Below are 25,679 nucleotides of genomic sequence, written 5' to 3' on the forward strand. Positions count from 1 at the left end.
ACCCGCCGCCATGGCGAATTCCCGCTGCGCGAATTACTTCGAGCCGATCAGGCGAGCTGCGCCTGGAACATCCAGCGCTGCTTCTCCAGTTCGGCCGTGATGCCGATGAGCAGATCCTGGGTCACCGGATCGGCGGTATCGGTCGCCTCGACGCGTTCGCGCATGCGGCGCACGAGCAGGTCCAGCCGGTCGGTGATCGCCTCGACCACGTCGTGGTCGGCGAGGTAGCCGGCCGGGAACTCGGGCAGCGCCGAGGTGGCGGCCACGGTCGCGGCGCGGCCGTCGGGCGAGATGCCCAGGGCGGCGGCGCGCTCGGCCACCGAGTCGGAGAACTCGCGGGCGCTGCCGACCAGTTCGTCCAACTGGAGGTGCAGCTCACGGAAGTTCTTGCCGACCACGTTCCAGTGCGCCTGCTTGCCGATCAGCGACAGGTCGATCAGATCGGACAGGGCGTCCGCCAACACCACGCCGACGGCCTTCTGCTCCGCCTTCCCCAACGGGCTGGTGATGGGGCTCTTCGGCAGGGTCGAAGTCATTGCAGCTCCTCTCGTGGAAAGTCCTCGGTAGGGCTTTTCTGGAATAACTCCAGATTAGCCTCGGACTCCGCGGGATGCCAGCAATCAGGAGATGAGTTGCTTCACAATCAGCCGCAAACGACGTCCACGGCACTCCCCAGCAAATCGAGGCCATGATCCAGCTCGTCGTCGGCGAGCGTGAGCGGAGGCAACAGCTTCACCACTTCGTCGAACGACCCGGAGGTCTCCACCAAAAGGCCACGCTCAAAGGCCGCCTGACAAACCTTCCCCGCGCGCGACGCGTCCTCGAAGACCAACCCGTGCACCAGCCCGCGCCCGCGCGTGGACACACCGGACACCGTCGCCGCGATCCGCGACAACACCCCGGCGATCCGCTCCCCCTTCGCCTTGGTGGAACGTTCGAGCGCGTCGTCCGACCAGTAGTGCTCCAGCGCGACGCGCGCGGTGACGAACGCCGGGTTATTGCCGCGAAACGTGCCGTTGTGCTCCCCGGGCGCCCACTGGTCCAGTTCGGATTTGAAAAGCACCAGCGCCATGGGCAATCCGTAACCGCCGATGGACTTCGACAGCGTGACGATGTCGGGGGTGATGCCCGCGACCTCGAACGAGAAGAACGGCCCGGTGCGTCCGCACCCCATCTGCACGTCATCCACGATCAGCAAGATCCCGCGCGCCGCGCACAGCTCCGCCAACCGGCGCAACCATTCCGCCCGCGCGACGTTCACGCCGCCCTCACCCTGCACGGTCTCCACTATCACGGCGGCAGGTTTGTCCACGCCGGACGACGGGTCGTCGAGGGCGCGCGCCATCCACGCCAACTCGTCGCCCGACTCGAGGTACCCGTCGTAGGGCATGGGCGTCACGTGCACCAGTGGCACGCCCGCGCCCGCCCGCTTCGCGGCGTTTCCCGTCACCGACAGCGCGCCCAACGACATCCCGTGGAACGCGTTGGTGAAGTTCAGCACCGCCTGGCACCCCGTCACCTTGCGCGCCAGCTTCAGCGCGGCCTCCACGGCGTTCGCCCCGGTCGGACCGGGGAACTGCACCTTGTAGTCCAGCCCGCGCGGCGCGAGCACCCGGTCGCGCAGGGTCTCGAGCAGCGCACGCTTGGCGACCGTCGACATATCGAGCGCGTGAGTGATCCCGTCACCCGCGATGTAGTCGAGGAGGGCGCGTTTGAGCACCGGGTTGTTGTGGCCGTAGTTGAGCGCGCCCGCGCCGGCGAAGAAGTCCAGGTACTCGCGGCCCTGTTCGTCACGCAGCCAGCCGCCGCTGGCCGTGCGAAACACCGTGGGCCAGGACCGGCAGTAACCGCGCACGTTCGATTCGAGTGCCTCGAAAACGGTCGACTCGGCGACAGTCATCGACGATCCTTCCTGTCGTGCGCGACCTCTCCACATATGTGAAGTGAGTGCGTTTCTAACACTCGCGCGACGGATCCGTGGCGGTTTCGGCCGAATCCGCGCCGAACACTTCCCCGTGCCGCGCGCGGGCTGTAATGTCAACTCCTTGTGCGCTGGGGTGAGGTAGGCCGGAATTCACTGACGGCGACCACCCGCACCCGCCGCGAAACCACCCTCTACTGGCGCCTCGCGGTGGCCGGATTCCGCCGGCAATCGCAGTACAAGCTGGCCATGTTCGCCGGCCTGTTCACCAACTGCGTGTTCGGACTCGTCCGCGCCTCGGTGCTGCTGGCGGCGGTGCGGGCGGGCAGCGAGTTCGGCGGCTACGACGAGGGCAGCATGGCCGCCTACGTCTGGCTCTCCCAAGGCATGATCGCCCTCACCCAATTCATGGGCCCGCCACTGGAATTGGCCGAGCGTGTGAGGAACGGCGACGTGGCCGTCGACTTCCTGCGTCCCGTCGACATCCAATTCGCCTACCTGGCAGCCGATCTCGGCCGCGCCACGTGCGCGCTCATCCCGCGTTTCCTGCCCAGCGTGCTGTTCGGGGTGGTCACCTTCGGGCTGGCGCTGCCCGGCACGCCCGGACCCTATGTGCTGGGCCTGATCTCGATGGTGCTGGCCGTCTCGCTGTCGTTCCTCGGGCTGTTCGCCGTGGGCCTGGTCGGGTTCTGGGTGGTGGAGACGCGCGGCGTGCGGACGCTGTACCAGATCCTCGGCACCTTCCTGGCCGGGCTGTTCGTGCCGGTGCACATGTTCCCCGACTGGCTGCGCGCGCTCGCCCACGCCACCCCGTTCCCGTCCATCCTCCAGGCGCCGATCGACGTCCTGTCGGGCCGCGTCCTGGGCATGGACGCGGTGAGTGTGGTGGCCACCCAGGCGTTCTGGGTGCTCGCCATCGGCCTGCTCGGCCGGTTCCTGCTGCGCGCGGGCCGGCGCAAGCTGGAGGTCCAGGGTGGCTGAACGTCTCGGCACCGCACCGGCGGGCACCTGGTTCACCCCGTACGCCGCCGTGCTGCGCTCGCGCATCCGGGCGCAGCGCGCCTACCGGCTTTCCTTCGCCAGCGAGATGTTCAGCGCGCTGCTGGTCGGTCTCGTCGAATTCGCCGAGGTGTGGGTGATCTTCCACAACGTGCACGTGCTCGGCGGGCTGGACCTGAAGGCGGCGCTGCTGCTGTTCGGCCTGTCCAACACCGCGTTCGCGCTCGCGCAGGTGCTCGTCGGCCACCTCGACACCCTGCCGACGCTGATCCGGATGGGCACCCTGGACGCGTATCACCTACGCCCGCAACCACTGCTGGCCCAGCTCGTGACCGGCGACATCTCGCTGCGCCGCTGCGCCCGCGCCGCCGTGGCGATCGTGGTGCTGGTGATCGGCTTGGCGCACAACGACATCGCGTGGACCCCCGCCACGGTGGCGCTGCTGGTGACCACACTCGTCTGCGGCGTCCTGATGTTCGCCGGGATCTTCGTGTGCGCCGCCGGACTCCAGTTCTATCTGATCGACGGCTCCGAACTCACCAACAGCTTCACTTACGGCGGCTCCTTCGCCGCCACGCAGCCCGCGTCGGTGTTCCCGACGCCGCTGAAACTGTTGTTCGGCTTCGCGATTCCGGTTGCGTTCACCGCGTATCTGCCCACCCTCGCGCTGCTGGACCTGCCCGGCCCGGCGCTGCTGCCCGCCTGGCTCGCGTGGTGGGTCCCGGTGGCGACGCTGTGGGTGTGGCTGCTGGCCTTCGGACTCTGGCGGCTGGGCACCAGGCACTATCAGGGAGGTGGGGGATGAACACGGCGGCGGCAGGCTTACCCGACGCGATCATCGATATCGAGGATCTGACCAGGCAATTCACGCTCTACCGCAAGAACGGCCGGTGGCGCCGCGAACGTGACGTGATCACGGCCGTGGACCGGATGACCTTTCGCGTGGAACGCGGTGCGGCCGTGGGCTATATCGGCGCCAACGGCGCGGGCAAGTCCACCACCATCAAGATGCTCACGGGCATCCTGGTGCCCACCTCGGGACACGTGCGCACCTGCGGGCTGGAGCCGGTGCGCAGGCGGCGCGCGCTGGCCTCCCGGATCGGCGTGGTGTTCGGGCAGCGCTCCCAGCTGTGGTGGGATCTGCCGCTGCGCGAATCGTTTTCGATCCTCGCGGCCATCCACCGGCTCGATCCCGACCTCGCCCGCAAACGCACCTACGAACTGGTCGAACAACTGGAGATGGCCGAAACCCTCGGCACCCCGGTGCGGCAGCTCTCCCTCGGCCAGCGCATGCGCGCGGAAGTGGCTGCCGCCCTGCTGCATTCGCCCGAGCTGATCATCCTGGACGAGCCCACGATCGGACTCGACGTGCTCTCCAAACAGCGGCTGCGCGAGTTCCTGCGCGCCGAACGGGCCGACCGCGGCACCACCCTGCTGCTCACCACCCACGACATGGGCGATATCGAAAGGCTCTGCGACCGTGTGCTCGTCGTCGATCACGGCCGTCTCGTCTACGACGGCACCCTGCCCGGCCTCGGCGCGACGGTGGGTGCGCGCCGGGTCCTCGTGCTCGACCTCGCCGAGCCCGCCCCCGATCTGCGCGACCTGCCCCCGGGCGCGGAACTGCTCTCCAGCGAGGCCGACGGGATGCGCCAGCGGCTGGCGTTCGACGCCGAATCCGTCACGGCCGCACAGCTACTCGCCGCCGTCGCGGATCGGGCGGCGGTGCGCGACCTGTCCATCGAGGAACCGGGCATCGAGGACGTGGTGCGCCGCGTCTACGAGAACGCCCGCTGAATACACGAATCCCCCGCATGCCGAGGCACGCGGGGGATCACCGGCCGGTTGATCAGGGTTCGCGCGGACCCTGATCGAGCCGGAACGGCGGGTACTCGTCGCGCATCAGACCCGCGTAGGCCTGCACGCGCAGCAGCCACCGGTTGATGCCGACCACGAAGTCGTACAGCCCCTTCGGGTAGCGGGCGGTGAACAGCAGGCCGATCAGCGCGATGGCCACCAGCACGTGGATCACCGGCCAGCTCATCGCCAGGTTCCACGCGCCGGTGCCCTCGTCCTGCACCGCACTGGCCACGGTGCCGCTCATCAGCACACCGATGATCAGGTAGTGCGGGATGGCCAGCAGCCACCACTTCACCAGCACCAGCCCGCGATGCAGCTTCTCCGGGTGGTCGATCTCCAGATCGGCCGGGTACTCCGGGTCCGGCCGCAACGAGAACGGCGGATACTTGTCCGTGCCGAGCACGGTGAGCGCGTAGAAACTGACGCGCCAATTCCAGCGCATCACACCGACATTGAACTCGAACAACGCCTTCGGGTACTTCCCGGTGAACAGGATCGCGAAGAACGCGATGACCGTCACGACGGCGTACCCGATGTGCAGGAAGAACAGCACGAAGTAGTGCGGGATGGCGAGCAACCACTTCACCAGCCACATCCACCGGGACAGTCCGGGGTCCAGATCGCCCCTGACCCGCACCGGGTGCGCGGCCGGTTCCGGCTTGCCGAGCTCCATGTCCATGGTCGAGGCTCCTTCGGGCGGCAGCATGCTGTGAGGATTTTCACGATTCTGGCGGACGAAGAGCGCGGTCCGGCCACGATGCGGGCTCGACACGCCGACGAATCGCGGCGGGCTTCGTTGCGCCACCGCGACGGCCGCGCAATACTGTTCGGCGGTTGTTTCGAAATCCGTTGCGATTGGGGGGAATCCGACCATGCGTAGATCGCGCACCCTGGTGGCCGTCGTCGGCCTGTTGCTCATCACCGTGCTCGTCGTCAGCGCCTGCGGCGGCAGCAACGGCAAGCGCAAGCGCTCGCACTCCTCCTCCGGCGGCGGGGCGGCCGCCACCAGCACCACCGCCGCGCCCGCGTACCGCACCTGCGAGGACGCGTGGAACGCGGGCAAGGCCCCGCTGCGCCGCAATCAGCCCGGCTACTCGGTGCAATTGGACCGGCTCGACGGCGCCGAGGACGGCGTCGCCTGCCTGGTGCGCCCGAAATCCTGAGCGGGGCACTCAGCCTCGGCTTGTACCATCGGCGATCGTGACGTTCGCTGCCGCACGCCGCCCCGCCCCGCGGGCGGTCGTCGCGTTCGTGTTCGCGGCGTGGGTCCTGGCCCTCGTGCTGCCGGACTGTCACGTGTTCGCCAGGGCCGCCGCCGTCCACGAGCACATCGAGTCCGTCGGCCCGGGAGTCGAGAACACCGTCACGCTCTGGGCGGCGGCCGACCGGCACGCGCACGTCAACCCGCCGGAACGGCACCTGCCCGGCGACGCGCTGCTCGTCGCCCCGCCGCGCTCCGGTCCGTCCTGGCCGGATCTGCTGCCCGGCCTCGACACTCCCTCGGCCGCGCCGCCCGCCCCCGAGCGGCTCGGCGCGGCGCCCCGCGCGCCACCCGGTAGCGCCCTTCCGGTTCTCGGCGGCCGGGATCTCCTCGTCCGATTCGGGATCGATCGGAACTGATCGGTTCGCGTCAGGCCGCGCCCGCGTGCGCGGCCGGTGTCCGTGCGTCCCGCACCACACCCCGTCGGTGACGCGCGTCCCCGCGCGCCCCGACCCGCACAGAATCGGACGATTCCATGACCGCAGCCTTGCAGTACCCCCTGCCCGCGTCGCCCGACGCGACGCCGAGCCCCGCCGGACTGCTCACCAGCGCCCAGCGCTGCCCCCGCCCCGCCACCCTGGTAGGCAACACGCCCGTCCTCTGGATCACCGAACCACTCGCGCCCGCGGGCCGGGGGTTCTGGGCAAAGCTCGAAGGCGCCAATCCGGGCGGGATGAAGGACCGGCCCGCCCTGCACATGGTCGAACGCGCCACCGCGCGCGGTGAACTCGCGCCCGGCGCGCCGATCGTCGAATCCACCAGCGGCACACTCGGACTCGGGCTCGCGCTGGCGGGCACGGTGTATCGGCACCCGGTCACGCTGGTCACCGACCCCGGTTTGGAGCCGATCGTGGCGCGCATGCTCGCCGCCTATGGCGCGCGGGTGGAGACCGTCACCGAACCGCACCCGGTGGGCGGCTGGCAGCAGGCCCGCCGCGACCGCGTGACCGACCTGCTCGCCGCCGACCCGCGCGCCTGGTGCCCCGACCAGTACCGCAACCCCGACAACCGCGACGCCTACACCGCCCTCGCCACCGAACTCGTCGCCCAGCTCGGCCGGATCGACGCGCTGGTGTGCTCGGTGGGCACCGGCGGGCACTCCGCGGGCATCTCCCGGGCGCTGCGCCGCTGGTTTCCGCACCTGCGCTTGATCGGCGTCGACACCGTGGCCTCCACCATCTTCGGCCAGCCCGCCGGGCCCCGCCTCATGCGCGGGCTGGGCTCCTCCATCCATCCCGCGAACGTCGACTACCCGGCGTTCGACGAGGTCCACTGGGTCGCGCCCGCCGAGGCCGTGTGGGCGTGCCGGGCGCTGGCCGCCACCCACCACACGGGCGGCGGCTGGAGCGTGGGCGCGGTCGCGCTCGTCGCGGGCTGGCTGGCCCGCACCGGCGACCCCGACCAGCGCATCGCCGCGATCTTCCCCGACGGGCCGCTGCGCTACTTCGACACCGTCTACAACGACGCGTACTGCCGCGAACACGGTCTGCTCGGCGGGGAACCACCCGTCGAACCGGCCACCCTGTCCCACCCGTCGGCGGCCGTGGTGGACTCGTGGACGCGCTGCGCGACGGTGGTGGACCCGAAGGCGCGCCCGCTGACCGACCCGACCGAGGACCCGCACATGCCCGACGTACCAGCCCGGCCCGGAGCCGCGCGGTGAGGAACTTCTACGCCACTTACCGCAGCTTCGGCGCGCCCAGCCGGATGTTGATGGTGAACCAGTTCGCCATCAACACCGGGTTCTTCATGCTCATGCCGTACCTGGCCGCCCACATGGCGGGCCCGCTGGGACTGGCCGCGTGGGCGGTGGGACTGGTGCTGGGCATCCGGAACTTCTCCCAGCAGGGCATGTTCCTGGTCGGCGGCACGCTGGCCGACCGGCTCGGCTACAAACCGCTGATCGTCGCGGGCTGCCTGCTGCGCACCGGCGGTTTCGCGTTGCTGGCCGTCGCCGATTCGCTCACCGCGCTGCTGATCGCCTCGGCGGCAACGGGATTCGCGGGCGCGCTGTTCAACCCGGCGGTGCGCGCCTACCTGGCGGTCGACGCGGGCGAACGCCGGTTGGAGGCGTTCGCACTGTTCAACATCTTCTACCAGGCGGGCACCCTGCTGGGGCCGATCCTCGGGCTGGTACTGATGGCGTTCGACTTCCAGGTGACGGCCGCCGCCGCGGCCGCGGTGTTCGCCGTGCTCACGGTGGCCCAGTTGCGCGCGCTGCCCCAGCACCGCGCGGCCCCGAAATCGGCCTCGGTGCTGGACGATTGGCGCACGGCGCTGGCCAACCGGCCGTTCCTGCTGTTCTCGGCGGCGATGATCGGCTGCTACGTGCTCTCGTTCCAGGTGTATCTGGCGCTGCCCATGCAGGCCGACCGCGTGGTCGGCGCGGGAGCGGCGGCCGCGCTGATGACGGCGGTGTTCGTGGTGTCGGGCGTGATCGCGATCGCCGGGCAGCTGCGCATCACCCGCTGGTTCGCGGCGCGCTGGGGCAGGCCGCGCAGCCTGGTGATCGGGCTGGGCGTGCTGGCGGCGGCGTTCGTGCCGCTGCTGCTGGTGCCCGGCACGGCGTTCGGCGTTCCGGTCGCGGTGGGTGCACTGCTGCTGACCGCCGCCGGACTGGGCATCGGTGCGGCGGCGGTGTTCCCGTTCGAGATGGACACCGTGGTGGCGCTGTGCGGTGACCGGCTGGTGGCCACCCACTACGGGCTGTACAACACCATCGTCGGCACCGGCATCCTGCTCGGAAACCTGGGCACCGGCACGGTGCTCGACGCGGCGCGCGCGGCCGGTGTGAGTTCGCTGGCGTGGGCGGCGCTGATCGCGATCGGGCTGGCCTCGGCGGCGGGCTTGTACCGCCTGGCGCGCACGGGGCGGCTGGAGTCACCCGTCCCGGTCGGCTGAGCGCACGGGGTGGGCCGGGTGCGTCGCGTCCGGCCCACCCCCGAAGCTCAGCGCTTCCGGAGCCGAAGGGCGCCGGCGCCCGAATGACAAGCCGAACTCGGATCCCGGTGCACGAACGCGAGTACCGGTGCACAGTTGTACTCGCGGCACAGTTGCCTTCGCGGCCAGGCGTGCGATCAGGTCGGCGCTTCCCCCTGCGCCGAATACAGACTGACCTCACCGCGTTCGCTGAGAAACGCGTTGACCAACATGATCCGGTTGGCGCGCAACTCGTCGGGCTCCGGCGCGGTGGTGGTGATCGAGATCTGCGGAATGGCGCCCCAGTTCACGACATAGCGTTCGGGCGGGCCGCCGTCGTCGGACAGGCGCGCGAGCCGGTACACCGACACCGTTTTCCGGACGATCAGGCCGCGGACGACCTCCGCGATTCGCTCCGGGTCTTCCAGGGCGAACATGAAACCGAACGTCAGCTCCGGTGACGACACGTAGGCGGGCACGAACTCCGAGGTTAGCCCATCGACCGGAGGCGCGCAGCAGCCCCGCCGAATCGGTTGCCGCGCATATGCCGACCGCCATTCCGGCGCGGATCCCCGCGGATTCCCGGTGACCGAAACGTAACGGACGATAACGATTTCCCGCCGGCGCGTTGATTTTTACACCATACTATTGCGCGGTTTCCGCGCTCGCGCTTTCCTGAAAGTGTCCCGATTCACCGGGTCGTCTTCCTCAACGCACCGTCGCGTATTTCCCGGTCGCCCCGAGGCGTGCCGGGGGATCGAGTGGGGGCGCGCGGACTCGGGGCTGCGCCGGCGCCGAGGGGCTGCTCCTCCCCGAAATCCCCCTCGGCCCTGGCGCATCCACGCCGAGATCCTGATCGCGAGAGCGCCATGCCGACCGAATACGCCGTGAGCCGCGTCCGGGCCGACGAGCTGCCGCCGAGTTCGGCGCTGCTGCGCGCCTTCCGAGACCGGGACGGGCGCGGGCACCCGGTCCTGGACACCGCCCGCGAACTGGCCGCCTGCCACGAGCGCAGGCGGGCGCTGACCGCGGGCGCGGGCGACCCGCAGCGCACCGCACTCGAGGACATCGACGGGCACCGCGCCGAACTCGTGGACCGGATCAACGGCTGGGTGGCCACCCACGTCGTCCACCGCACCGGCGCCTCGTTGCACACCGAGACGCTCGGCGCGGTGATCGACAGAATGGCGGCGAAATGGATTGCGGCGCGACAGGCCCTGGGTTTCACCGACGCGACCGATCGGCCGCCGGCCGGGCTGGACGGCCAGGCCCGCCTGCAGTGGACCCGGCTGGCCGAGCTGGCCGACGGCTATCAGGATCTGATCACCGACGTCGCCGAACACCGGCGCAGGCTGCCGGTGTGGTGATCACCGGCGGTCGTCGACCTCCGTGTCGACGACCTCGGCCTCCACGAACGACGTTTCGGCGGTGGGCTTTTCGGTGGCGGGGGCCGCGGCGGCGGGCTCGTCGAACCCGGCCGCGGCGTCCTCGTCGTCGAACAGCGCCGCCTCCCGGTGCGCGGCGGCGTCCTTGCGGGCCGCCGCGGCCGCCTCGTTCATCTCGATCGCGTCGGTGATCCACTCACCGATCTCCCGGGTGACCTCCTGCACGGTGCCGGTGATGATCGTCGCGATATTTCCGACGTGCCGGGCACCGGACGACGTCAATTCCTGGATCAAATCCTTGTTGGTCTCGAATTTCCCGATCATTCACACGCCCACTTCGGTTGCCTTCCGCTGTCGCATCACGATAACACCGGGTGATGGCGACCCCTTGACGAAACGATCCGGCAGCGAGAGCTTGAAAATCTTCAGCCACACATCGCCGAGCTGCTTGCGCAGCGGCCCGCTGTTGTAGGGCAGGCCGTACTTCTCGCACAGCGCGCGCACCTCGGGCGCCATCTCCGGGTACCGGTTGGCGGGCACGTCGGGGAACAGGTGGTGCTCGATCTGGTGCGACAGGTTGCCGCTCATGATGTGGAACAGCTTGCCGCCGTCGATGTTCGCCGAGCCCAGCATCTGGCGCACGTACCACTCGCCGCGGGTCTCCTCGGCGGTCTCGTCCTCGGTGAACGTCTGTACGCCCGACGGGAAGTGCCCGCAGAAGATGATCGAGTACGCCCACACGTTGCGGACGATGTTCGCGGCGGCGTTGCCCAGCAGGGTGCTCACGAACAGCGGGCCGGTCAGCGCCGGGAAGATCACGTAGTCCTTCAGCGACTGCTTGCCCGCCTTGCGCCACCAGCCCTTGACCAGCGGCTTCAGGTCGCTCCACTTGCGCTTGCCCTGCACGATGTTCTCCGCCTCGGCGTCGTGCAGCATGACGCCCCACTCGAAGAACACCATGAGCAGGAACGCGTAGAGCGGGTTGCCCAGGTAGTAGGGGTTCCACTTCTGGCCCTCATCGATGCGCAGGATGCCGTAGCCGATGTCGCGGTCCATGCCGTGGATATTGGTGTAGGTGTGGTGCATGTAGTTGTGCGAGTGCCGCCACTGGTCGGCCGGGCACACGGTGTCCCACTCGAATTCGCGGGAGTTCAGGTCCGGCTCGCGCATCCAGTCGTACTGGCCGTGCATGACGTTGTGGCCGATCTCCATGTTGTCGAGAATCTTCGACACACCGAGCGCGGCGACGCCGGCCAGCCAGAACGGGGGCAGGAAGCCCAGGTACATCAGGCCGCGCCCGGCGATCTCGAGTCCGCGCTGCGCCTTGATGATCGAGTAGATGTATTCGCGGTCGCGATCGCCCAGGTCGGCGACGATGCGGGCGCGCAGCTCGTCGAGGGTCTTGCCGATCTCCTCCACCTGTTCGGGCGTGAGGACCAGCGGGCCGTCTTTGGTTTCGGTCAGGATGGTCATGTCGAGAGTCCCCTTCGTGTCTAGATTTCGATGTCGACATCGCCCACGGCGGCGCTGACGCAGAGCTGGATGGGCTGGTCGGGGTCGCTGTCGAGTTCACCGGTGCGCAGGTTGCGGGTGCAGCCGGTGCGGCGAACGGCCGTGCAGGAGAAGCAGATCCCCATGCGGCAGCCGTACTCCGGGTTCAGTCCGGCGGCCTCGGCCTGCTCGAGCAGGCTGGCCCCGGCGTTCTCGGAAGTCACGCCGCTGGCGCTGAACGTGGTCGCACCGGTCACCTCGCTCGCGTCGACGGGCGCGACCGAGAGGGTGAACTCCTCCGAGTGCAGGCGTTCGCCGAGATCCTCGGCCTCGAACACCTTGCGGACCGCTTCCATCATCGGCGGCGGGCCGCACATGAACGTCTGCGCCTCGGCGTACCAGGGCGCGACGCGCTCGAGCTCGTCGTAGCCGAACGGGCCGTGGCCCTGTTCCGGGTAGCGCATCTCGATGCGGAAGTTCGGGTGCCGCGCGGCGATCGCGTCGATCTCCGCCCGGTGCGGCACCGCCTCCGGGGAGCGCGCGTAGTGCAGGAAGGTGAGCTGCCCCGGGTAGCCCTCGTCGGCGAGGGTCCGCATCATCGACAGCACCGGCGTGATGCCGCTGCCGCCGCTGATCAGCAGCACTTTCTCCGGCCGCGGCGCGGGCAGGCGGAACACGCCCTCGGCGGGGCTCAGATCCACCACCGTGCCGGGCGTGGCGTGCTCGTAGAGGTACTGCGACACCAGCCCGCCGGGATGCGCCTTGACGGTGAGCTGGATGTGGCGGTCGCGGCGCCCCTCGGGGTTGACCGGCGAATAGCACCGGGTGTGCCGGACGCCGTCGATGACGACGCCGAGCTGGACGTACTGCCCCGCGACGTGCCCGCGCCACCGGCGGTTGGGCCGCAGGGTGAGCGTCACCGAGCCGGGCGCCGAGCGGCGCACGTGGGTGATCTCGGCACGCGTCTGCCGCACCGTGAGGGTGGGGCGGACCAGTTCGAGATACCGGTCCAGCGGGTGGGGCGTGGTCAGGGTCTGCACCAGGTCGATGAGATCCACCATTCGGTTCTCCGTGCCTCTGCTCGTGGGTACTGATGGGCCGTCGGGCGTGCGGATCGTCACTGGACGAAATTTCAGTGCACGCCTGTACACTCACTTAGTGTGACCGATGGACATGGGCCGGTGTCAACCGGCAAAGCATGTGACCCGAACTACACAACGTGGAAAAGCGAATGGTGAACGGATGTATGCTCACCGTGATGAGCGAGCAGGCAGCAACCCGGGGCGAGCGCAAGGAGCGCACGCGGCAGGCCCTGGTCGAGGGCACCTTGGCGCTGGCCGAGGACCGCGGTTTCGCGGCCCTGAGCCTGCGTGAGATCGCCCGCTCGGCCGGCATCGTGCCCACCGCCTTCTACCGGCACTTCGCCTCGCTCGACGATCTGGGCACCGCCCTGGTCGACGAGGGCGTCACCGCGCTGCGGCTCGCGCTGCGCGAGGTGCGCCGCAAGCCCGACGCGAGCGTGGCCGACACGGTGCGCTTCGTCTTCGACCAGGTGGCGGGCAAACGCGCGATCTTCGGTTTCCTCACCCGCGAACGGCACGGCGGTTCGGCCATCCTGCGCAAGGCGATCGCGCTGGAACTCCAGCTGATCGTGCGCGAACTCGTCGCCGACCTCTCGCGGGTGCCGACCCTGGACGACTGGAGCCCGCGCGATCTGGAGATCGCCGCCGACCTGCTGGTGGGCACCGTCGCCGACGGTATCGCCACCTACCTCTCGGCCGACGAGCGCGAGCAGCGCAACGCCGTCGCGAACACCGTGCAGAAGGTGCGGCTGATCGCGCTCGGCATGGACAACTGGTGGCCGCCGAAGGACCGGTGAGCGCGGACTTCGTCCGGGCTCCGGCGAGTCCGGGATTCCCTCCCGTGGTCCGTGCGGCGGCCGGAACACCGGTAGTGCGGTTGCCGGGCCCGGACCGGTAGTCCCGCCTCGGCGGCGGCTCTGGCTACCGTCCACGCGAGAGAGGGCCGGGCTCGTCAGACGGGCTCGGCGTGGTCAGGCGGGCTCGGCGCGTTCAGGCGGGACTGGCACGCTCAGGTCGGACCGACACACTCAGGCGGAACCGACACGCTCAGACGAGACCGGCGCACCGACGAGTCCGGCGCGTCAGACGGTCTGCGCCGAATCCCTCTCCGGCGCGCGCACGGGCAGTAGCACGAGCAGGCCCAGCCCGAGCACGATCAGCAGGCCGACGATGCCCGCCCGGTCGGCGTCGAACAACCACACGAACAGGCCGAACAGCGCGGGCGCGAGGAACGAGACCGCGCGGCCGGTGGTGGTGTAGAGGCCGAACATCTGGCCCTCGCGGCCGGGCGGGGCCAGGCGCGCCAGGAACGAGCGCGCCGAGGCCTGCGCCGGGCCGACGAAGATGGTGAGCAGCAGGCCGAACACCCAGAACATAGCCGGGCCCGACACGATCAGCAGCGCGACGCCGCACACCAGCATCGCCCCGAGCGAGCCCACGATCACCCGCTTGGGCCCGACCCGGTCGTCGAACCGGCCCGCGACCACCGCGCCCAGCGCCGCCACCACGTTGGCGGCCACGCCGAACAGCAGCACATCGGCGTCGGCGATGCCGTACACCTGCACCGCGAGGATCGCGCCGAAGGTGAACACGCCCGCCAGCCCGTCCCGGAAGACCGCGCTGGCCAGCAGATACCAGACCGTGCGCCGATCGGTGCGCCACAGATCGCGCAGATCGCGGAACAGCACGCGGTACGACCCGAGGATTCCCGCGCTCGCCGCGCCGGGATCGGCTCCGGTGCGCGGCAATTCGGGCACGGCGAAGAGCACGGGCAGCGCGAACGCGGCGAACCACACCGCCGCCAGCACCGCGACCAGGCGGATATTGAGGCCGTCGTCGGTGGGGATGCCGAAGATGCCCCGGGTGTCGCCGTCACCGGAGATGAAGCCGAAGTAGCAGATGAGCAGCAGGAAGATGCCGCCGAAATAGCCCATGGCCCAACCGAATCCGGAGACCCGGCCGACGGTCTCGGGCGTGGACACCTGGCGCAGCATGGCGTTGTAGGGCACGTTCGCCAGTTCGAAGACCGCGGCGCCGAACGCCAGCAGCACCAGGCCCAGCCACAGGTCGCGGTGGTCGTCGTGCACGAAGAACATCGCCATCATCGACAACACCACCAGCGCGGTCAGAACACCCAGCCCGCGTTTGCGTTTCGCGGCCGCGTCGAACCACTGCCCGCTGACGGGCGCGGTGAGCGCGACGACCACGCCCGAGACGGCGAGCGCCCAGGCCAGCCACGCGCTGGCCGACACGCCGCCGGGCAGGTCGTCGCCGACCTCCTTGGTGAGATAGACCGAGAACACGAAGGTCAGGATCACCGCGTTGAACGCCGACGATCCCCAGTCCCACAGCCCCCACGCGACCACCTGACCGCGCCCGGCGGCCTCTCCGATCGTGCCGCGCGCGTCCACCTCGGTCATGCCACGCAGCGTAATGGCTGCGGAGGTCGCGCACCCGGGTTCGGCCGCGCGACGCGCGCCGGAACGCTATGCACTCGGTTGCATAGTACTGTGAGTTCCGAGTAAAGTCGCCGCATGGCCCTCGAGCACGCGCTGCTGGTATCGCTGACCGAGCGGGCCGGTTCGGGCTACGAGCTGGCCCGCCGCTTCGACAAGTCCATCGGCTTCTTCTGGAGCGCCACCCACCAGCAGATCTACCGGGTGCTGCGGCGCATGGAGGAATCCGGTTGGCTGGACTGCGAATCCGTGGCGCAGGAGGGCAAGCCGGACAAGAAGGTGTACTCGGTGAACGCCGCGGGCCGCGCCGAACTGGCCCGCTGGATCGCCGCGCCGTCGAACACCGACCTGCCGCGCAGCGAACTCGGCGTCAAGATCCGCGGCGCCGCCCACGGCGATATCGACGCCCTGTGCGCGGAGATCACCCGCCACCGCGACGAGCACGCGGCCCGGCTCGAGGTGTACCGCCTCATCGAGAAACGCGACTTCGCCGCGCCGGATCAGCTCTCCGGCACGGCCCTGCACCAGTACCTGGTCCTGCGCGGCGGTATCCGCGTGGAGGCCGGGTTCACCGAATGGTGCGACGAGGTACTGCAAGCCCTGCGTCCCGGCGCGTCAGCCCCGCGCCCGGACCGAGCGAAAGGCGAGACGCCCCCATGAGTTCCTTCCCCCACCTGTTCGAACCGCTCGACCTCGGCTTCACCACGCTGCGCAACCGCGTGGTGATGGGCTCGATGCACACCGGACTGGAGGATCGCGCCTGGGATACGAACAAGCTGGCGGCCTACTTCGCCGAACGCGCGAAAGGTGGTGTGGGCCTGATCATCACGGGCGGCTACGCCCCCAACCGCACCGGCTGGCTGCTGCCCTTCGGCGCGAAGCTCACCAACAAGACCGAGGCCTACCGCCACCGCGCCATCACCAAGGCGGTGCACCGCGAGGGCGGCAAGATCGCCATCCAGATCCTGCACGCCGGACGCTATTCCTATATGCCGGGCAGTGTTTCGGCGTCCTCGATCAAGGCGCCGATCAATCCGTTCCGGCCGCGCGCGCTCTCCTCGCGCGGGGTCGAGCAGACCATCGACGACTACGCCCGCTGCGCTCAGCTCGCGCAGTTCGCGGGGTACGACGGCTGCGAGATCATGGGCGGGGAGGGCTATTTCATCAATCAGTTCCTCGCCCCGCGCACCAACAAGCGCACCGACAAGTGGGGCGGGTCGCCGGAGAACCGCAGGCGGCTGCCGCTCGAGATCGTGCGCCGCGTGCGGGCGGCGGTCGGTACCGACTTCATCATCGTGTTCCGGCTCTCGATGGCCGAACTGGTGGAGAAGGGGCAGACGTTCGAAGAGATCGTCACGCTCGCCAAGGAATTGGAGCGGGCGGGCGTCACCATCATCAACACCGACATCGGCTGGCACGAGGCGCGGGTGCCCACCATCGTGACCTCGGTGCCGCGCGCGGCGTTCGTGGAGTTCACCGCCAAGATCACCCGCGAGGTGAGCATCCCGGTGTGCGCGTCCAACCGCATCAATATGCCCGAGATCGCCGAGGAGATCCTGACTCGCGGTGACGCCCAGCTGGTTTCGCTCGCGCGCCCGTTCCTCACCGATCCGGAGTGGGTGAACAAGGCCGCGCAGGACCGCGTCGACGAGATCAACACCTGCATCGCCTGCAACCAGGCCTGCCTGGATCACGCCTTCCAGCACAAGACCGTCTCCTGCCTGCTCAACCCGCGCGCCGGGCACGAGACCGAGCTGAAGCTGCTGCCCACCCGCCGCGCCAAGCGCGTCGCCGTGGTGGGCGCGGGGCCCGCCGGCCTCTCGGCGGCGGTGAGCCTGGCCGAGCGCGGCCACCGCGTGGACCTGTTCGAGGCCGACGACAAGATCGGCGGCCAGTTCGACATCGCCCGCCGCATCCCCGGCAAGGAGGAGTTCAGCGAATCCATCCGCTACTTCACGCGGATGATCGAAATCCACGGCGTGCGACTGCATCTCGGCAAGCGCGTGAGCGCAGGCGAACTGCTCGAAGGCCGCTACGACGAAGTGGTGCTCGCCACCGGCGTGAAGCCGCGCATCCCGAACATCCCCGGCATCGACCACCCGATGGTGCTCTCCTACGCCGAACTCGTCCGCGACGGGAAACCGGTCGGCAAGCGGGTCGCGGTGATCGGCGCGGGCGGCATCGGTTACGACGTGAGCGAATTCCTCACCGTCGACGGGCATCCCGCGCTCAAACTGGAGGAGTGGAAGGAGGAGTGGGGCGTCACCGCCGACGACGAGCAGGTCCCCGGCCAGCTCACCACCCCGCGCCCCTCCCCCGCCGCGCGCGAAGTGGTGCTGTTGCAACGCAAGTCGGGCACGTTCGGCAAGAGCCTCGGCAAGACCTCCGGCTGGGTGCACCGCGCCGCGCTGAAGGCCAAGGGCGTCGAACAGATCGGCGGGGTGAACTACGAACGCATCGACGATCACGGCCTGCACATCAGCTTCGGCGAGAAACGCGAACGGCCGCAACTGATCCCGGTGGACAACGTGATCATCTGCGCGGGCCAGGAGTCGGTGCGCGACCTCGAGCAGCCGCTGCTGGCCGCGGGCATCACCCCGCACCTCATCGGCGGCGCCGAACTGGCCTCCGAACTCGACGCCAAACGCGCGATCGACCAGGGCACCCGCCTGGCCGCGCGGCTGTAGGCGGGCGGGCATCGCCTAGCATCGCTGGCGTGAGCCTGCCCTCCCCCACCTCCGAGAACCGCGCCGTCGTCACCGGGGCCTCCTCCGGCATCGGCACCGCCCTGGCCGCTGATCTTGCCGGTCGCGGCTATTCGCTGATCCTCGTCGCCCGCCGCGGCGACGTCCTCAACGAGCTCGCGCAGCGGCTCACGCTCGCGCACGGCATCACCGCCGAGGTGCGCGCGGTCGACCTGGCCGACCGCGACCAGCGCGGGCCGCTCGCCGAGGAACTGGCCGCCCGCGATATCGCGATCCTGTGCAATAACGCGGGCATCGCCACGTTCGGGCCGGTCGCCGAACTGGATCTGGCCTACGAACGCGCCCAGATGGAACTCAACGCGGTGGCGGTGCACGACCTCACCCTCGCCGTGCTGCCCGGCATGATCGCGCGCGGCGCGGGCGGCATCCTGATCAGCGGCTCGGCCGCGGGCAACATGCCGATCCCGAACAACGCCACCTACGCGGCCAGCAAGGCCTTCGCCAACACCTTCTCCGAATCGCTGCGCGGCGAGCTGAAGGGCTCCGGCGTGCACGTCACGCTGCTCGCGCCCGGCCCGGTGCGCACCGAGACCCCCGATCCGGCCGAGGCGTCGATCGTGGACCGCATGGTGCCCGACTTCATGTGGGTGTCCTCCGAGCACACCGCGAAGGTGTCCATCGACGCGCTGGCCCGCAACAAGATGCGCGTGGTTCCCGGCCTGATCAGCAAGGGGATGAGCGTCGCGGGACAGTACGGTCCGCGCGCGGTGACCGCGCCCATCGCCGGGGCGTTCTACCGCAAGCTCGGCGGCTGAGCCGGCGTCAGCGGTCCGTCAGGAACGAGCGCGGGCGCGTCAAGGAGGCGTAGGCGAGCGGTTCACCCGGCCCGGATCGGCGTAGTCCTGGCATCGGCCCCGCAGTGCCGAGAAAGCGGGGGCACACCAGGAGAACACTGTGACGCTGCTCGACATCTTCCCCTCGTTGAAGTCGGGAATGCCCTCGCGGCTGGACCCGGCGGTGTGGCCGCGCAATACGCACTACGACACCGAGGGACGGATCACGGTCGGCGGGGTAGCCCTCGCCGACATCGCCGACGAGTACGGCACGGCGGTCTACGTCCTCGACGAACACGAGGTCCGCGACCGCTGCCGCGCCTACCGCGCGAGGTTCCCCGAGGCGGAGATCATCTACGCGGGCAAGGCCTTGATGATCACGGGCGTGGCCGAATGGGTTGCCGCCGAAGGTCTTTCGGTGGACGTGTGCTCGGCCGGCGAGCTGGCCGTCGCGCTGGCCGCCGGCGTGGACCCCGAGCGAATCGTGCTGCACGGCAACGGCAAGACCTCCGAGGAACTGCGGACGGCGGTGCGCCACGGCGTCGGCCGGATCGTGGTGGACTCGCTCACCGAGATCACGCTGCTCTCCGCGCTGGCCACCCGGCGCCAGCGCGTGCTGCTTCGGCTCTCGCCGGGGATCGACGTGCACGGGCACCCGGCCGTGCGCACCGGCGTGGTGGACCAGAAGTTCGGGCTGCCGCTGGGCAGCGACGCCGCCGCCGAGGCCGTGGCACGCCTTGTCGGACAACCGAATCTGGAGCTCGTCGGCTTCCACTGCCACCTGGGTTCCCAGATCCACAACCCCGACCACTACGGCGAGGCGATCCGCCGGATGGTCGCCGCGGCGGCCGAGGCGCATCGCGCGCACGGCGTGCTGCTCACCGAACTCGACCTCGGCGGCGGGCACGCGGTGGCCTACCGGTCCGGTGACGCCGAGATGAACCTCAGCGAACTCGCCGACATCGTGGAGGACGCCCTGGACGCGGCCTGCGCCCGGCACCGCTTCCCCCGGCCGCGGATCGCGTTCGAACCCGGACGCGCCATCGTCGCGCGGGCAGGCGTGACGCTGTACCGGGTGCTCTCGGTCAAACACGTCGACGGCGGGCACACCTACGTCACCGTGGACGGCGGCATGGGCGACAACCCGCGCGTCGCGCTGTACGGCGCGCGCTACGAGGCGGTGATCGCCAACCGCCACCCGTGCGGGCCGCACATGGTGGCGACCGTCGTGGGCCGCTACTGCGAGGCCGGCGACGTGCTCGTCGCCGACGTGCGCCTGCCCGCCGACCTGCACCCCGGCGAAGTCCTCGCCGTGCCCTGCACCGGCGCCTACCACCACAGCCTGGCCTCGGCGTACAACGGCGTCGGCCGGCCGCCCGTGATCGCGGTGCGCGACGGACGCACCCGGGTGCTCGTGCGCCGCGAGACCGTCGAGGATCTGCTGGTGCGCGATATCGGGCGGTGAGGATGGTCCGGGGCGCCCGGTGGGCCTGACCTGCTCGGCCCGCTCGGCCACCGACCGTAGCCCGGCTCGGCTTCCGCGCACGGCGGGACCCAGCCTCAACCACGGCCCGGGCACCGCCTGGTCGCGCTCGGCCAAGTCCGGCTCCCGGGCACCGGACGGCACCGGCTCGGCTCCCGCGCACCCCGGGTCGGCCACCGAGCACGGTCGACCAGATCACTGCGTCGACCGTTCACGACCTCAACGGTCGACAGCCTCCGCTCAGCGGCGTTTGCGGGTGCCGAACAGGCTGCGGCTGATCTCGCGGCCGGCGGCGGAGGCGGCCGAGCGCAGGAAGCTCTTCACCGCCGGGTTCTTCATGATGCGCTCGGCGGCCGAGTCCTCCTCGGCGTTGCTCGGCGAACGGCCGGGGGCCCGCGCGGCCTCCGGCTGTTCGGCGGGTGCGGCGGCCAGCTTCGCGGCCAGCATCTCGTAGGCCGATTCGCGGTCGACGGTCTGTCCGTACTTGCCCGCCAGCGGACTCGACAGGGCGCGGGACTTGATGGCGTCCGCGCCGATGGTGTCCATCAGCGAGCGCGGCGGCACGATCCTGGTCCAGGCCACCGGCGTCGGCGCACCCTTCTCCGAGAGCACCGTCACCACGGCCTCACCGGTGCCGAGCGAGGTGAGGGCCTTCTCCAGGTCGTAGACGGCGGTCTTCGGGTAGGTGCGGACCGTCTTGGAGAGCGCCTTCTGATCGTCGGGGGTGAAGGCGCGCAACGCGTGCTGGATGCGCGCACCCAGTTGCGAGAGCACCGGATTCGGGATGTCGGTGGGCAGCTGGGTGCAGAAGAACACGCCCACGCCCTTGGACCGGATGAGCTTGACGGTCTGCTCGACCTGCTCCAGGAACGCCTTCGACGCGTCCGCGAACAGCAGGTGCGCCTCGTCGAAGATGAACACCAGCTTCGGCTTGTCCACATCGCCCACCTCGGGCAGCGTCTGGAACAGATCGGCCAGCACCCACATCAGGAACGTGGAGAACATCACCGGCCGCGCCGCCTGCGCGCCCAGCTCGAACAGCGTGATCACGCCCTGCCCGCCCGCGACGCGCAGCAGATCGGCCGGGTCCAGTTCGGGTTCGCCGAAGAAGGTGTCGCCGCCGTCGGCCTCCAGATTCACCAGCGCGCGCAGGATCACGCCCGCTGTCTGCGCCGAGACGCCGCCGATGCCCTTCAGATCCTCCTTGCCCTCCGGGCTGGTGAGGTGGGTGATGACGGCGCGCAGATCCTTCAGGTCCAGCAGCGCCAGGCCCTGCTGGTCGGCCCAGTGGAAGATCAGGCCGAGCGTGGACTCCTGGGTGTCGTTGAGGTCGAGCACCTTGCTCAGCAGCACCGGGCCGAACGAGGTGATCGTCGCGCGGATCGGCACGCCGATGCCGCCGGTGCCGAGCGAGACGAACTCCGTGGGGAATCCGCTCGGCGCCCAGCCTTCCGCGCCGGTCTCCTTCGCGCGTGCGGTGATCTTGTCGTTCGCCTCCCCCGGCTGGCTCAGGCCGGACAGGTCGCCCTTGATGTCGGCCAGCACCACGGGAACGCCCGCCTGCGAGAGCTGTTCGGCGATGCCCTGCAAAGTCTTGGTCTTACCGGTGCCGGTGGCCCCCGCGACCAGGCCGTGGCGGTTCAGGGTGCGCATCGGGATGCGGACGCGGGCGGTGGGGTCGACGGTGCCGTCGACCACGACCGTGCCGAGTTCCAGAGCCGCGCCCTCGGCGGCGTAGCCGGAAGCGATCTCCTGGGCGGCCGAGTTCGATTCGGCGGCGGCGGGTTTCGTGGCGGCGTCCGCGTCCGGCGACGATGTGCCGGTGTTCGCGGCGGAGTTCGCGCTCGCGGCGGTGGATGCGGCGCCCGCGGGATCCGGGTCCTCGGCGGTCGCGCCCGCGCCGTCGGTCGCGACCTGGTGCTCCGCCGCTTCGCGTTCGGCGGCTTCGGCCGCGGCGGCCGCCTCCGCCGCCACGCGCGCCGCTTCCTCGGCCGCCTTGCGCGCCGCTGCCGCCTTCTCCTGGGGGGTGGTCATCGCACGTCCTCCGTCCGGGTACCGCTCGCCAACCGCATCACCGGGCGCCGCGCCGGTCGTGGGGCGGGACCCTGCCGAAACTGTAGTCCCGGCGACCGCGATCGGAGGGGTGATAGCCGAGGTGGTGTCGCCGGCGCCGCGACGCGCGCGAGGGAAACGAACAGGGCTGTTCACCGAAGGTGCACACCGAGGTGGCAGTAATGTTGCCTGCGTGTCCGACAAACTTGTGGTGTGGATGGATTGCGAGATGACCGGCCTGCGTCTCGACGGCGACAAGCTGATCGAGGTGGCCGCGCTCGTGACCGACAGCGATCTCAACATCCTCGGTGACGGCGTCGACATCGTCATCCACGCCGATGACGAAGCGCTGGCCGCGATGCCCCCGGTGGTGGTCGACATGCACGCGCGCTCCGGGCTGACCGAGGAGGTCCGCCGCTCCACCGTGACGCTGGCCGAGGCCGAGCAGCAGGTGCTCGACTACATCAAGACCTACGCGCCCACCCCGGGAACCGTTCCGCTGGCGGGGAATTCGATCGCCACCGACCGGGCCTTCATCGCCCGCGACATGCCCGCGCTGGACAGCCACCTGCACTACCGCATGATCGACGTGAGCTCCATCAAGGAGCTGTGCCGCCGCTGGTACCCGCGCATCTACTTCGGCCAGCCGGAGAAGGGCCTCACCCACCGCGCCCTCGCCGACATCAAGGAGTCCATCCGCGAACTCGAGTTCTACCGCCGCACGGCCTTCGTCGCCCCACCCGGCCCCTCCTCCGCCGAGATCAACGCCGTGGCCTCCGCACTCGGCGGCACCCCACGACCCGCCGCATCGGCCCAGTTCAACGGCGCGCCGGAAACCGATTAGGGATTCGGCGGGCCGACACGCTAGTATCTACCGCGCCGGTGTTTCACCGGCCACGGTGAGTGTAGTTCAGTTGGTAGAGCACCAGGTTGTGATCCTGGCTGTCGCGGGTTCGAGTCCCGTCACTCACCCTCCCAGACCCGGGTGGTCCGAGAAATCGGCCCACCCGGGTCTTTTCCGTTGGTGGGCGTGTTGTCCGCGAAAGAGCCCACCAAAAGAGACCGGTGGCCGATCAGCCTTCGCGTCCTGACGGACGGTACACGGCGCTCTGACTGACCGTTTGCGACAGTCGTGACTGACCGATTGCGACGCTCAGACTGACCGTTTGCGACAGTCTGGCTGACCGATTGCGACCACCCGGCTGACGATCTGCGGCAGTCGGACTGACGCCACGCGACTACCGGCGCGGTCGGGTTCGCGGCCTCGATCGCGGCAGGTCGGGACGGCCCATTCGAGTAGTCGACCGCGTTCGGCTGCATCCCGTCAGATCGGGTCGGGCCGAGCGGGGAATGCGCCCAGAGAACCCGGTGCCGAGCCGGTCGCACAGCCCCAAGTGGTGTGAAACATATTCGTGTCCGAATGTGGTCCTCATCTCCCGACGGCGACGTAGGATGCCGGGTTGGGCGGTGTCGCGGTGACATCCGCCCGGAGAGTAGAAGGACAGCACTTCGTGAAGCGTTCCGCCGTTCTCGCAGCACTCGTCGGCGCGGCCCTGGTCGGCGGGTCCGGCGGGACCGCGACGGCAGCCGTCGCCCCCACCCCGATCGACCTGCCCGCGGGCACCGGAGCCGGAACCGGATCGGCCGGGATCACCAGCGGGTCGGCGTTCGACACCGGATCGTCCGGCGGCACCACGACCACCGGATCCGGTGACAGCGGGTCGGGGGCCGCGCTGGAACAGCTCATCTTCGGCGGGCCCTTGGTGTGCGCCGCCGTCGGCAGCGCCATGAACCGCAACCTCACCTGCGACGGCACCCCGGGCCCGAACATCCCCTGAACCACGAAGAAAGGCCCCCGATCTCGAAACCGGGGGCCTTCGTCGTACCAGGGTCAGCCGATGTCGGCGTTACCGGCCTTCCACTGCTCCCACGGAATGTTCCAGTCGCCCAGACCGTCCACACCGGACAGCGTGCCGCCCACGGTGTTCTTCACGATCGCGATATCGCCCCGCTTGGCCGTATTGAACACCCAGCGCGCGTTCTCCGGACTCAGGTTCAAGCAACCGTGACTCACGTTGCGGTACCCCTGATCGCCCAGCGACCACGGCGCCGAGTGGAAGAAGATGCCGCTGTAGGACATGCGCGTGGCCCAGTCCACCGGCGTGCGGTATCCGTCGGCCGAGTTCACCGACACACCGTAGGTGGACGAGTCCATGATGATGTGCTCGTGCCGGTCGGCGATGATGTAGACGCCGTTCGGGGTGGGCGTGGAATCCTTGCCCATCGCCGTCGGCATCGTGCGCACCACCTGGCCGTTCTGCTCGACCGTCACCTGCTTGGTGTTGTCGTCGGCGGTGAAGATCGTCGCGTCACCCACCACGAAATGCGAGGTGATGTTCTGCTGGCCGTACAGCCCGTTGCCCAGATCCTTGCCGTAGACGTTCACCTTGATGTCCACGCGCGTCCCCGGCGCCCAGAAATGCTCCGGCCGCCAGCGCACCTCGCGGTTGTTCACCCAGTAGAACGCCCCCTCCACCGCCGGCGTCGTGGTGATCTCGATCGCTTCCTGCGCGGCCTTGCGGTCGGGGATGTTCTCGTCGAACTGGATCGCCACCGGCTGGCCGATACCGACCACCTCGCCTTCGGCGACCGTCAGATACGGCTTGGTCTGATTGTTCGGCGAACTCGTCGTGAAGCTCAGCCGGGTCGAGTTCTCGCCGCCGAGACCGATCGCGTCGGCCGTCAACTGGTAGGTGCGGCCGTAGCCGAGCACCTCCGCCGTCTCCCACGTGCGGCCGTCCGCCGCCAGCGTGCCCTGCACCTGTTTGCCGTCGGGGTTGGTCAACGTCACATTCGTGAATTTGCCGTCGTCGACCTTGAACGCCATCGGCATCGCGGGCGAGACGCCCTTGTCGCCGTCCTTCACCGGTGACACCAGCTTCGGCTTGATCAGCTCGGTGATCGGATTGCTGTCGATCGCCACGTCGACGGTGCTACCCGAGGACGCCCCGCACGCCGTCAATCCGAGCACCACCACCGCGAGCAGGGCCACCGGCCCGCCGACTCTCCGGAACGGCCGATGTCGACCTCGACCAACGCTCATCATCAACCCCGTTTCAAGTCCCGGCGCCGCTCACCAAGCGCCGACGGCTTCGGATCCGACCGATTACTGGAAGCTCAACCCACCGCGCCGGGCGGGACCGGTCGAGACCACGCCTGCCATTCTGCCAGC

General features: G+C 69.6%; 25 protein-coding genes and 1 tRNA gene. 16 read left to right on the plus strand and 10 right to left on the minus strand.

Annotation, left to right across the window (positions count from 1 at the left end):
- Positions 1–47: 47 nt before the first annotated feature.
- Positions 48–536 (minus strand): Dps family protein, encoded by a 489-nt coding sequence (locus DFR74_RS32440; protein ID WP_067511258.1) that lies wholly within the window; start codon positions 534–536, stop codon positions 48–50.
- A gap of 107 nt (positions 537–643) precedes the next feature.
- Complete coding sequence (gene ectB, locus DFR74_RS32445) at positions 644–1,900, minus strand: diaminobutyrate--2-oxoglutarate transaminase (protein WP_067511259.1); 1,257 nt, start codon at positions 1,898–1,900, stop codon at positions 644–646.
- Between the two features lie 147 nt (positions 1,901–2,047).
- Here ectB and DFR74_RS32450 point away from each other — a divergent pair, with 147 nt between their 5' ends.
- Genes DFR74_RS32450 through DFR74_RS32460 form a run of 3 tightly spaced genes read left to right on the plus strand, consistent with a single transcriptional unit; the run spans position 2,048 to position 4,717 of the window.
- Positions 2,048–2,902 (plus strand): ABC transporter permease, encoded by an 855-nt coding sequence (locus tag DFR74_RS32450; RefSeq protein WP_232331823.1) that lies wholly within the window; start codon positions 2,048–2,050, stop codon positions 2,900–2,902.
- Positions 2,895–3,725 carry an ABC transporter permease gene (locus tag DFR74_RS32455; RefSeq protein ID WP_067511260.1) on the plus strand — a complete coding sequence of 277 codons (831 nt, stop codon included), beginning with the start codon at positions 2,895–2,897 and terminating at the stop codon, positions 3,723–3,725. The genes DFR74_RS32450 and DFR74_RS32455 overlap by 8 nt, the downstream gene beginning before the upstream one ends.
- Complete coding sequence (locus DFR74_RS32460; RefSeq protein WP_067511261.1) at positions 3,722–4,717, plus strand: ABC transporter ATP-binding protein; 996 nt, start codon at positions 3,722–3,724, stop codon at positions 4,715–4,717. The genes DFR74_RS32455 and DFR74_RS32460 overlap by 4 nt, the downstream gene beginning before the upstream one ends.
- 52 nt (positions 4,718–4,769) lie before the next feature.
- On the opposite strand, the gene DFR74_RS32465 is transcribed toward DFR74_RS32460, so the two are convergent.
- Positions 4,770–5,459 carry a DUF4389 domain-containing protein gene (locus DFR74_RS32465; protein WP_228801576.1) on the minus strand — a complete coding sequence of 230 codons (690 nt, stop codon included), beginning with the start codon at positions 5,457–5,459 and terminating at the stop codon, positions 4,770–4,772.
- A 193-nt stretch (positions 5,460–5,652) separates the two neighbouring features.
- Here DFR74_RS32465 and DFR74_RS32470 point away from each other — a divergent pair, with 193 nt between their 5' ends.
- From DFR74_RS32470 to DFR74_RS32485, 4 genes are all read left to right on the plus strand, one after another.
- Positions 5,653–5,943, plus strand: coding sequence for an excalibur calcium-binding domain-containing protein (locus tag DFR74_RS32470; RefSeq protein WP_067511262.1), 291 nt, complete (start codon positions 5,653–5,655; stop codon positions 5,941–5,943).
- Positions 5,944–5,980: 37 nt separating this feature from the next.
- Entirely contained in the window at positions 5,981–6,400 is a 420-nt protein-coding gene (locus tag DFR74_RS32475) for a hypothetical protein (protein WP_067511263.1), read from the plus strand.
- 116 nt (positions 6,401–6,516) lie between these two features.
- Positions 6,517–7,704: a PLP-dependent cysteine synthase family protein gene (locus DFR74_RS32480; protein ID WP_198161800.1), complete on the plus strand. Its 1,188-nt coding sequence runs from the start codon at positions 6,517–6,519 to the stop codon at positions 7,702–7,704.
- A gap of 44 nt (positions 7,705–7,748) precedes the next feature.
- The gene (locus tag DFR74_RS32485) at positions 7,749–8,942 is read left to right on the plus strand and encodes an MFS transporter (protein WP_067511264.1); all 1,194 of its coding nucleotides are present in this window, start codon (positions 7,749–7,751) and stop codon (positions 8,940–8,942) included.
- Positions 8,943–9,118: 176 nt separating this feature from the next.
- Here the strand turns inward: DFR74_RS32485 and DFR74_RS32490 are convergent, their stop codons facing one another.
- Positions 9,119–9,439 carry a hypothetical protein gene (locus tag DFR74_RS32490; RefSeq protein ID WP_067511265.1) on the minus strand — a complete coding sequence of 107 codons (321 nt, stop codon included), beginning with the start codon at positions 9,437–9,439 and terminating at the stop codon, positions 9,119–9,121.
- Positions 9,440–9,829: 390 nt separating this feature from the next.
- On the opposite strand from DFR74_RS32490, the gene DFR74_RS32495 reads away from it, so the two are divergent.
- A complete protein-coding gene (locus DFR74_RS32495) occupies positions 9,830–10,327 on the plus strand; it encodes a DUF4254 domain-containing protein (RefSeq protein ID WP_067511266.1) in 498 nt (165 codons plus the stop codon).
- On the opposite strand, the gene DFR74_RS32500 is transcribed toward DFR74_RS32495, so the two are convergent.
- From DFR74_RS32500 to DFR74_RS32510, 3 genes are read right to left on the minus strand one after another with little or no spacing between them, the layout of a single operon-like run.
- Positions 10,328–10,669, minus strand: coding sequence for a hypothetical protein (locus tag DFR74_RS32500; RefSeq protein WP_067511267.1), 342 nt, complete (start codon positions 10,667–10,669; stop codon positions 10,328–10,330).
- Complete coding sequence (locus DFR74_RS32505; protein WP_067511268.1) at positions 10,670–11,818, minus strand: fatty acid desaturase family protein; 1,149 nt, start codon at positions 11,816–11,818, stop codon at positions 10,670–10,672.
- A gap of 20 nt (positions 11,819–11,838) precedes the next feature.
- Positions 11,839–12,897: a ferredoxin reductase gene (locus tag DFR74_RS32510; protein WP_067511269.1), complete on the minus strand. Its 1,059-nt coding sequence runs from the start codon at positions 12,895–12,897 to the stop codon at positions 11,839–11,841.
- 197 nt (positions 12,898–13,094) lie between these two features.
- Between DFR74_RS32510 and DFR74_RS32515 the strand changes: the two genes are divergently transcribed.
- Positions 13,095–13,715 carry a TetR family transcriptional regulator gene (locus DFR74_RS32515; RefSeq protein ID WP_228801575.1) on the plus strand — a complete coding sequence of 207 codons (621 nt, stop codon included), beginning with the start codon at positions 13,095–13,097 and terminating at the stop codon, positions 13,713–13,715.
- A gap of 285 nt (positions 13,716–14,000) precedes the next feature.
- On the opposite strand, the gene DFR74_RS32520 is transcribed toward DFR74_RS32515, so the two are convergent.
- Entirely contained in the window at positions 14,001–15,338 is a 1,338-nt protein-coding gene (locus tag DFR74_RS32520) for an MFS transporter (protein ID WP_067511271.1), read from the minus strand.
- A 114-nt stretch (positions 15,339–15,452) separates the two neighbouring features.
- Here DFR74_RS32520 and DFR74_RS32525 point away from each other — a divergent pair, with 114 nt between their 5' ends.
- The 4 genes from DFR74_RS32525 (at position 15,453) to lysA (ending at position 20,377) form a co-directional block, all read left to right on the plus strand.
- Positions 15,453–16,034, plus strand: a complete 582-nt coding sequence (locus tag DFR74_RS32525) for a PadR family transcriptional regulator (protein WP_067511272.1) — start codon at positions 15,453–15,455, stop codon at positions 16,032–16,034.
- Complete coding sequence (locus tag DFR74_RS32530; protein ID WP_067511273.1) at positions 16,031–18,061, plus strand: NADPH-dependent 2,4-dienoyl-CoA reductase; 2,031 nt, start codon at positions 16,031–16,033, stop codon at positions 18,059–18,061. The genes DFR74_RS32525 and DFR74_RS32530 overlap by 4 nt, the downstream gene beginning before the upstream one ends.
- A gap of 29 nt (positions 18,062–18,090) precedes the next feature.
- Complete coding sequence (gene cmrA / locus DFR74_RS32535) at positions 18,091–18,894, plus strand: mycolate reductase (RefSeq protein WP_067511274.1); 804 nt, start codon at positions 18,091–18,093, stop codon at positions 18,892–18,894.
- A 139-nt stretch (positions 18,895–19,033) separates the two neighbouring features.
- Positions 19,034–20,377, plus strand: a complete 1,344-nt coding sequence (lysA, locus tag DFR74_RS32540; protein ID WP_067511275.1) for a diaminopimelate decarboxylase — start codon at positions 19,034–19,036, stop codon at positions 20,375–20,377.
- A 258-nt stretch (positions 20,378–20,635) separates the two neighbouring features.
- Here the strand turns inward: lysA and DFR74_RS32545 are convergent, their stop codons facing one another.
- Positions 20,636–22,429: a helicase HerA-like domain-containing protein gene (locus DFR74_RS32545; protein WP_067511276.1), complete on the minus strand. Its 1,794-nt coding sequence runs from the start codon at positions 22,427–22,429 to the stop codon at positions 20,636–20,638.
- Positions 22,430–22,640: 211 nt separating this feature from the next.
- Here DFR74_RS32545 and orn point away from each other — a divergent pair, with 211 nt between their 5' ends.
- The 3 genes from orn (at position 22,641) to DFR74_RS32560 (ending at position 24,285) form a co-directional block, all read left to right on the plus strand.
- Entirely contained in the window at positions 22,641–23,291 is a 651-nt protein-coding gene (gene orn / locus DFR74_RS32550; protein WP_067511277.1) for an oligoribonuclease, read from the plus strand.
- Between the two features lie 55 nt (positions 23,292–23,346).
- Positions 23,347–23,419 (plus strand) — tRNA-His (locus DFR74_RS32555).
- 539 nt (positions 23,420–23,958) lie between these two features.
- Positions 23,959–24,285 carry a hypothetical protein gene (locus DFR74_RS32560; RefSeq protein ID WP_067511278.1) on the plus strand — a complete coding sequence of 109 codons (327 nt, stop codon included), beginning with the start codon at positions 23,959–23,961 and terminating at the stop codon, positions 24,283–24,285.
- A gap of 53 nt (positions 24,286–24,338) precedes the next feature.
- On the opposite strand, the gene DFR74_RS32565 is transcribed toward DFR74_RS32560, so the two are convergent.
- Positions 24,339–25,550: a L,D-transpeptidase gene (locus tag DFR74_RS32565; protein ID WP_084537910.1), complete on the minus strand. Its 1,212-nt coding sequence runs from the start codon at positions 25,548–25,550 to the stop codon at positions 24,339–24,341.
- Positions 25,551–25,679 lie beyond the last annotated feature (129 nt).

Source organism: Nocardia puris (assembly GCF_003315035.1).
Lineage (GTDB): Bacteria > Actinomycetota > Actinomycetes > Mycobacteriales > Mycobacteriaceae > Nocardia > Nocardia puris.

What these genes read in the sequence shown, in the direction of transcription:
- DFR74_RS32515 (WP_228801575.1), top strand. Translation starts at nt 13,095, where the DNA reads ATGAGCGAGCAGGCAGCAACCCGGGGCGAGCGCAAGGAGCGCACGCGG.
- ectB (WP_067511259.1), bottom strand. Translation starts at nt 1,900, where the DNA reads ATGACTGTCGCCGAGTCGACCGTTTTCGAGGCACTCGAATCGAACGTG.
- DFR74_RS32510 (WP_067511269.1), bottom strand. Translation starts at nt 12,897, where the DNA reads ATGGTGGATCTCATCGACCTGGTGCAGACCCTGACCACGCCCCACCCG.
- DFR74_RS32440 (WP_067511258.1), bottom strand. Translation starts at nt 536, where the DNA reads ATGACTTCGACCCTGCCGAAGAGCCCCATCACCAGCCCGTTGGGGAAG.
- DFR74_RS32495 (WP_067511266.1), top strand. Translation starts at nt 9,830, where the DNA reads ATGCCGACCGAATACGCCGTGAGCCGCGTCCGGGCCGACGAGCTGCCG.
- DFR74_RS32505 (WP_067511268.1), bottom strand. Translation starts at nt 11,818, where the DNA reads ATGACCATCCTGACCGAAACCAAAGACGGCCCGCTGGTCCTCACGCCC.
- DFR74_RS32525 (WP_067511272.1), top strand. Translation starts at nt 15,453, where the DNA reads ATGGCCCTCGAGCACGCGCTGCTGGTATCGCTGACCGAGCGGGCCGGT.
- DFR74_RS32480 (WP_198161800.1), top strand. Translation starts at nt 6,517, where the DNA reads ATGACCGCAGCCTTGCAGTACCCCCTGCCCGCGTCGCCCGACGCGACG.
- DFR74_RS32520 (WP_067511271.1), bottom strand. Translation starts at nt 15,338, where the DNA reads ATGACCGAGGTGGACGCGCGCGGCACGATCGGAGAGGCCGCCGGGCGC.
- DFR74_RS32545 (WP_067511276.1), bottom strand. Translation starts at nt 22,429, where the DNA reads ATGACCACCCCCCAGGAGAAGGCGGCAGCGGCGCGCAAGGCGGCCGAG.
- DFR74_RS32565 (WP_084537910.1), bottom strand. Translation starts at nt 25,550, where the DNA reads ATGAGCGTTGGTCGAGGTCGACATCGGCCGTTCCGGAGAGTCGGCGGG.
- DFR74_RS32500 (WP_067511267.1), bottom strand. Translation starts at nt 10,669, where the DNA reads ATGATCGGGAAATTCGAGACCAACAAGGATTTGATCCAGGAATTGACG.
- DFR74_RS32530 (WP_067511273.1), top strand. Translation starts at nt 16,031, where the DNA reads ATGAGTTCCTTCCCCCACCTGTTCGAACCGCTCGACCTCGGCTTCACC.
- DFR74_RS32485 (WP_067511264.1), top strand. Translation starts at nt 7,749, where the DNA reads ATGTTGATGGTGAACCAGTTCGCCATCAACACCGGGTTCTTCATGCTC.
- DFR74_RS32470 (WP_067511262.1), top strand. Translation starts at nt 5,653, where the DNA reads ATGCGTAGATCGCGCACCCTGGTGGCCGTCGTCGGCCTGTTGCTCATC.
- DFR74_RS32460 (WP_067511261.1), top strand. Translation starts at nt 3,722, where the DNA reads ATGAACACGGCGGCGGCAGGCTTACCCGACGCGATCATCGATATCGAG.
- DFR74_RS32465 (WP_228801576.1), bottom strand. Translation starts at nt 5,459, where the DNA reads ATGGACATGGAGCTCGGCAAGCCGGAACCGGCCGCGCACCCGGTGCGG.